Annotated in this window: 6 protein-coding genes; 2 read left to right on the plus strand and 4 right to left on the minus strand. The window is 39.7% G+C overall.

What is annotated here, in order from left to right:
* Window positions 1-63 precede the first annotated feature (63 nt).
* The gene (locus tag AACS98_RS09525) at window positions 64-1905 is read left to right on the plus strand and encodes a tetratricopeptide repeat protein (protein WP_066378814.1); all 1842 of its coding nucleotides are present in this window, start codon (window positions 64-66) and stop codon (window positions 1903-1905) included.
* 85 nt (window positions 1906-1990) lie between these two features.
* Here the strand turns inward: AACS98_RS09525 and AACS98_RS09530 are convergent, their stop codons facing one another.
* The 3 genes from AACS98_RS09530 to AACS98_RS09540 all read right to left on the minus strand — a co-directional run bounded on the left by AACS98_RS09530 (window position 1991) and on the right by AACS98_RS09540 (window position 5119).
* Window positions 1991-2788, minus strand: coding sequence for a hypothetical protein (locus AACS98_RS09530; RefSeq protein WP_066378816.1), 798 nt, complete (start codon window positions 2786-2788; stop codon window positions 1991-1993).
* A gap of 138 nt (window positions 2789-2926) precedes the next feature.
* Window positions 2927-3289, minus strand: a complete 363-nt coding sequence (locus tag AACS98_RS09535; RefSeq protein WP_066378819.1) for a ferredoxin — start codon at window positions 3287-3289, stop codon at window positions 2927-2929.
* Window positions 3290-3829: 540 nt separating this feature from the next.
* Window positions 3830-5119 (minus strand): serine hydrolase, encoded by a 1290-nt coding sequence (locus tag AACS98_RS09540; RefSeq protein ID WP_066378828.1) that lies wholly within the window; start codon window positions 5117-5119, stop codon window positions 3830-3832.
* Between the two features lie 260 nt (window positions 5120-5379).
* On the opposite strand from AACS98_RS09540, the gene AACS98_RS09545 reads away from it, so the two are divergent.
* Window positions 5380-6135 carry a type 1 glutamine amidotransferase gene (locus AACS98_RS09545; RefSeq protein WP_232317137.1) on the plus strand — a complete coding sequence of 252 codons (756 nt, stop codon included), beginning with the start codon at window positions 5380-5382 and terminating at the stop codon, window positions 6133-6135.
* 103 nt (window positions 6136-6238) lie between these two features.
* Here AACS98_RS09545 and rpiA read toward each other — a convergent pair whose 3' ends face one another.
* The gene (gene rpiA, locus AACS98_RS09550) at window positions 6239-6949 is read right to left on the minus strand and encodes a ribose-5-phosphate isomerase RpiA (RefSeq protein WP_066378830.1); all 711 of its coding nucleotides are present in this window, start codon (window positions 6947-6949) and stop codon (window positions 6239-6241) included.
* Between the last annotated feature and the right edge of the window lie 157 nt (window positions 6950-7106).

Consider the following 7106-nt stretch of genomic DNA (forward strand, 5'->3'; position numbering starts at 1 on the left):
CCCAATCCCCCATGCCCCAGTACACTAAAATAAGAGTTGTTGTGACTTTCCCCAGTTATTAAAGTGTCAGACTCTTTACCTTTGCGCGATCGCTATCTCGCTTTAATTGATGAAATTGTCCAACTCACTCTTCAGGGCAAAATTAGCTCTGTCGAGATGGTGTATCAAATGCTGCAAAAAGGTATTTTGGCTGGTACGGGGGAAATATTTGAGGTAGCTTTGAGCGATCGCGCCAGTGCAATCCAAACACAGGTAGATAGCGAACCTGATGAAGTGAAAAAAGCCAAAGCCAACCGCAGTTTACGAGCAATTAAAACAATTCAAACTCAATGGCAAAGATATAGAGAACAAAATCAAGCCATAGAAGCGATCGCCTCCGCATCTCAAGCCATTACCACAGCTTCCGCAGATGAACGTCTCGCCACATTCTTACGTCTGACTGACCCAAACCTCAAAAATCCGCTTAATTTATCCCAACTACAACAATTAGCCAAATCTCTACAACAATTTGCCCAGTTTGATGCAGACATAGCCCAGATATCACAAGGGATTAACCGTGGTTTAACTGCTTGGCAAAGGCTACAAGAGCATCTAGTAAGCTGGATGTATGAGCAGAATCAAGCCTTGGGATTTGGTGGTGTACCAGGAGAAACAGGCCCTTGGGCAACTTGGGCAAAAAAAGTTAATAGTGATGTACCCCAAGCTTTACTTCGCACCTTAGCTGTAGAGCAATCTGCAATTCCCTTTGCAGAAACTCAACGGGAATTAACCCTGAGTGATTGGGTGGAAATATCCATAATTTTACAATATTTGCAACGTGGGTTAGTTAGTTGGTTTGACCAGCAAACATATAACATTCAAGCAGGTTCTAAATTGTCGATTTCCACCTTCTTGACTTTTGCTGTAATTTGGAGTCAGTTAGCCAGTGGTTGGCAAAGTCAAACGGTGTACAGTAATGCAGCATCTCAAATCATGCTACAAATTCTGCGAACCTTTGCCCAACGTGCTTATTTTCCCCTTTACGGTGGGATTTTCGCTTCCTTTTCTGGTAGCTACTTACGGGATGCACTAGATTATTTAGATGAACCATTAAGCAAAGTTGCGAGAACACAAGAAAAAGCGCGAATTTTAACGCTGTTGGGGTATTCACAACGGGCTTTAGGACAATATCAACGCTCAATACAATTTCATGAGCAAGCCTTGGAAATAGCCAGGAATGCAGGCGATCGCCCCTGTGAAATTGCGAATTTAAATCACCTCAGCCGTACCTACGTACAAGAACAGAACTACACCGAAGCGATAAATCAGAGTCAAAGAGCATTAATGCTGAGTCGTCAAACAGGCGATCGCACCGGAGAAGCCAACGCCTTGGTTAACTTAGGTTACAGCGAAGTCATGCAAGCCCAAAAACTGGAACAAGTAGAACCAGAAACATATCAAATGGCAATTAACTATTTAGAACAAGGATTAAACTTATCAGAAAAATTAGCTGATATTCAAAGTAAAGCCTTATGTCTCAGTAGCTTAGGAATTGCCTATCTAGTAATTCAAAAACCAGAAACAGCCATTAAATATCTAGAAGATGGTTTTAAAACAGCGCAAATTTCCGGCGATTTATACCTCCAAGGACGTAACTTAGCCTATCTAGCCGAAGCTTATTATCACTTACAAAATCCAGAAAAAGCCGTATACACTGGCAGCTTAGGAATGTATCTTTTAGAGCAAATTGCCTCTAGAGAATGGCGACAACCAGCCGGATTACTAATAATATTACAAGGACAAATAGGCACAGAAAACTTTCAAAACTTACTTCTGCAACACCGCCCCAAAATCATCGCCATCATAGGCATAGACGGCTATGATTACATACCCAAATTGCTAACACAATATCAAGAATCAACGTAATCAAGCAGATTCCAACCGGATAAAATCCAGATTCATCCGCGTTTATCTGCGTTCATCTGCGTTCCATTCTCATCCCAACTTAAAATTACTCAATTTCCTCACAACGAATTAACAACTTTTCTATCTGCGCTGCCAAAGAAATCAAATCATTCCAAGAAGAACCGCTAGCCAAATTTTGAGCATGAGCTAATTTATTGCGTAACTGTTCAGCAGCTTTTAAAAAACGTTCACCAGAACGTTTTGATTTTAAATCTAATTGTTGCAGTAATTCTGGATGATGTAAAACTAACTCGCGTTTATCACAAAACTGGAGATAATCTAACAAATCTGTAGCTTCGTTTCTTTCTTGACTTTCTCGCCATAATTTACGGGCAATTTCTAAACGTTCATTTCTAAGCAATTTCTGCCAAGAATCTTGAGGATAGTAAAGCCTGACTAATCGTAACAAATTCATTTCTAATAAAGTCACTAAACCAAAAAGCAACATTCTGACTGGTGCTTTTTGTAAGTCGCCACAGGTAATAATTCCACTCACCTGATTGCAGTCTAGAACAAACAGTCTAGGACTTTGTTGTAAGATGGGTAGTAACTTGATGAGTGGTGTAGAAACAGCAATGAGTTCTTGAGGATGAAACACACGCTGATAGTCACCACACTTACCAGATTTAGCGGTGATTAAATTAGAGCGTTCAATATATCCGGTGATAGTATTTCCCGTTTCAATTCCCACCACATCAAAATCTTGTACCTGCATCCAGTGCAGCACTTCTGTCACGTTTGACTCTGCTGGCACAGATTTGAGAGATTCCGCCACATATTCAATTGTGATATTGTTCTCAAATAAACTCCGTAAGTCTTGGGAACGGGATTTCAGATGTTTCATCTAGCCAATGGCATATTAGCAAAATTTAGTGCCAATTCTAAAGTTAATATTTTGCTCTTAAAACTTCAAGCGTCCAGACAAAAAAAGTCCAGACGCTTGAATAATAGGTTGCAGATAAACTTCTGCTAGTTAGTTAAATTATGCAGGCATCATTTGCATTGCTCTGCAAGCTTCTGCACAATTGCGGCAAGCCATTGCACAGTCCATCATCATTTTATCATCGGGCATTTGTTCACAGGCCATCGCCACGCGATCGCACATTTCTGCACAGAGCATACAAGTGCGCCCCATGAACTCAGAACCGCCCATCATCATATTCATACACATCATGCACATTTCCGCGCAGTCGCGCATCATGCCCATCATGCCCATATCCATTTGCTTACCGCCTTTGCTCATGCAGTAAGTCATGGTTTCCATGCACATTTTCTGACATTCCATACAAGCTTTCATACAAGCTTGCATTTGCTCAGTCATCGATTCAGTCATCATCATCATCATAGGAAATACCTCCGATTTTCTGATGCTTAGATAACGTCCTTTGCAGGACTTACTTATAACGCTAATCATAACTTTTGAAATCGTCAATAGCCTTTTTGGGCATAAAATTTTTAAGTTGACTTTCCCGATATAATTACCGGGTTTTTATCAACAATCTACACAAGTTTATAGGGGTTTGATTACTAATCATTGCCAAGTCAGGCTTATAAAGCCTACTGAAAAACTGGAGTTTATTAAGTCCGTCTTTTTTGTCCACTGAAATCAAACATCAGACCTAAAAATCAATCGATAATTACGTCTTTTTTTGAGATAAATTAGTCAAAATAAAAATTATGAATTTCTGTGACAAATAACTAAATATTTAGAAATATATCTGAAAAATTCATCAAATTCAGGCAGCGATAACTGATTAAATTTTAACGATTTAACATCTATCATCTGATATATATTTCTGAACTTAACTTCAAATGGCTACAAATCAAAAATCGGCAGTGAAGAATAAATCACTACCGAGACTGAAATGAATTCTGGTTAGAGAAATTACTTCTGGCTAACTGATCTTGGTTGTTCCAGGTAGCCATATACTAGACGAGAAACTTGATTGATAAAACTCTTGGCTCTAGCATCACGAAAAGGTCTACCTACTAAAATACCTGCTAAGTAGCGTTTTCCTGATGGTGTTTGTATAATGCCAGCATCGCCTAACACCCTTCCTAGTGTACCTGTTTTGTGAGCGATCGCCGCACCTTTACCCAGACCAACAGGTAACAAACTTCTGTTTTTGCAGCGACGCATGATATCCATCACCTGAGCATAGCTGTTACGATTGATCAACTTATCATTAGAAATTAACGCCGCCAACCGGACTAAATCTTTAGCACTGGTTGTATTAGTCCCTTTAAAATCTCCTAGCAAATTACGAATCACAGTATTTTGCAATCCCCAACTGCGGAAACGCTCATTCAGTCTATTCTTACCACCCAAGCGATCAATAATCATATTGGTGGCGGTATTATCGCTGATAGTCATCATTCTGGTGGCAGTTTCCAAAAGATTAAACTTAGTTCCAGGCTTTTGATACTGCATATTACCCGAACCACCAGTCATCAAGTCACGCCGCATTACTAAAGTTTCATTTGTCTTGACTCTACCCGCCTCAATTTCTTGGAATAAAGCCACAAGAACCGGGAACTTAATAGTGCTAGCAGCAGGGAATGCTTTCTCACCGTTGATGTCTAAATACTCACCCGTTTCCATATCTAAGAAAAACATTCCGGGTGTGAGAGAACTGTAACGTCTCATCAAGCTTTTAATTTGAGACTCCAGTTGAGATATCTCATGATTTAAAGGTACAACCCCCGCAAAATTTAAGTTATTTTCGATGGGAAGAAAAATTTTATCTTCACTACCAGAGATTGGACTAGATGATATTTGCTCAACATCCTTCTCAATTACTGATAAATCAACAACCCAGCGAGTAGACAAATTTCCTTTAATCAATAATTTTTCAGGATTAGCTGTATAACCAGGGGCTAGCTCAACCACTATCCTAGTAGTTTGAGCATCAAACTGACCAATCCGAATTTCTTTAACTGCTGCCCCAAAGCTTCTATTGATTGTACTACGGTTTAAGCTGGTTTTTGGAAAGTCAATGACAATACGATTAGGGTTACTAATTAAAAAAGCCCTCGGTTTAACTTCAGAATCAGTAGTGATACTTAATTGATTATTATTGGGGTTAAAATTCCATGATTGTAAGCGGGCTGCATTTGCAGGTAAAGATACAAGAACACTGCTGAGTAAGCCGAGAAATAAAACAGGTGATTTCATGCGTGTGAGTTGTGAACAGCGATATAGTGCATTTGCAAGTTTTTCTGAGACTGTTAAATATTTTCCGGAGAATATTTAACACTCTAGTAATTGCCTTTCTTTTCCGACATCGAGACGTTGATAAAATCAAATAGTTCCAATGTCATTTCAAGAAAGCCGACACAGATTAGTCAACACTACGACAACATAGTTTCATTCATTTGTCAATATGCCAGCATTGAACCAATCAAAGCAACTCAACTAGGTGTTTTAACAATACAATGAATCTTGAACAATTAAATAGCCAATTTGCCCATTTTTACAAAAACTTGTCGATGAAAATCCATTATTTACAACATGTTCCTTTTGAAAACCTTGCCAGTATAGAATCATGGGCTATCAAAAATCATCATCAAATTTCAGCCACTAAATTTTATGAAAATGACCCTTTACCGAAAATTGATGAGATTGATTGGTTAATAGTCATGGGTGGGCCGATGAATATATATGAGGATGAAAAGTATGCTTGGCTGACTCCAGAAAAGCGATTTATAGAACAAGTAATTCAAGCGAATAAGATAGTTATCGGCATTTGTTTAGGAGCGCAATTAATCGCGGATGTTTTAGGAGCAAGAGTTTATCAAGGACAGTATAAAAAAATAGGTTGGTTTCCGATTGAACTCACAAAATTAGCCCAAGAATCAGCTATTTTCGGTGCTTTACCGCCAAAGTTTACAGTGTTTCATTGGCATGGTGACACGTTTGATTTACCTCAAAGCGCAACTAGATTAGCTTACAGCGAAGCTTGTCAGAATCAGGCATTTATTTATAAAAAGAATGTATTAGCTTTACAGTTTCACTTGGAGTCAACTCAAGACAGTATTCGTCAGATAATAGAGAATTGTGCCAATGAACTGGTTGATGGCAAATACATTCAGCAACCAGAACAGATGCTAGCCCAAGAAGAGAATTTTGACAAGATTAACACTATAATGAGCAACATACTAGATAGACTTGCTAATCAAAGTCTGAGCTAGTTTACCTGTTTGGGGAATGGGGAATGGGGACTGGGGAATAGGAAAGAATTTCTCCCTTGTCTACCCCTGCACCCCTGCTGATTCCTAGCCTTTCAATCGCAACCTAGAGTTGTCGCACTACTGGCTTACCGTCTACGACTTCGCCAACTAAAACTACATCTGCACAGTTGACGAAGATACCATTTTCTAAAACACCTGGAATATTATTCAGGGTTTTTTCTAGGTTAACTGGGTCGTCAATGGAATCAAATCTCACATCTAAGACAAAGTTACCTTGGTCAGTGATTACAGGGCCGGCTTTTTTCACACCCATACGCAGTTCTGGTTTACCACCGAGTTTTTTAATCGCATTAGTTACAGGGGTAATTGCCATGGGGATAACTTCCACTGGGACAGCGAAAACAGAACCTAAGCGGTCTACTAATTTACCACTGTCTACCACGACAATAAATTGATTCGCCAAGTAATCAACAACTTTCTCGCGGGTATGGGCTGCACCACCACCTTTAATCAAGTTTTTGTTGGGGTCAACTTCATCAGCCCCATCAATGGCAATATCAATATGGTCAACAGCGTCTAGAGTGGTGAGAGGAACGCCGTATTTTTTCGCCAACACCTCAGACTGAAACGAGGTAGGGATACCAAGAATATCTTTGAGTTCGCCAGACTTGAGGCGATCGCCTAAATATTGAATCGTGTAAGCTGTAGTAGAACCAGTCCCCAACCCCACAATTGAACCAGACTTAACCAAAGCCGCCGCAGCTTTACCAACTTCTTGCTTCATCAAAGTAACTGGGTCTATTGTTCCTGTCATTCCCAAAACTCCTAAAATATTGTCTAAATTGATGGCTTCACCACGGCCGACTATACTACAATCCTTGCCACTTCAAAATTCACTCCAGCACAATTTTTCGGGATGAGGGGGATGAGGAAGACAAAGGAAGGGGGACAAGGGGACAAGGTAGACAAGG

It is taken from the genome of Anabaena sp. CA = ATCC 33047, assembly GCF_963870205.1.
In the GTDB taxonomy this organism is placed as follows: domain Bacteria; phylum Cyanobacteriota; class Cyanobacteriia; order Cyanobacteriales; family Nostocaceae; genus Trichormus.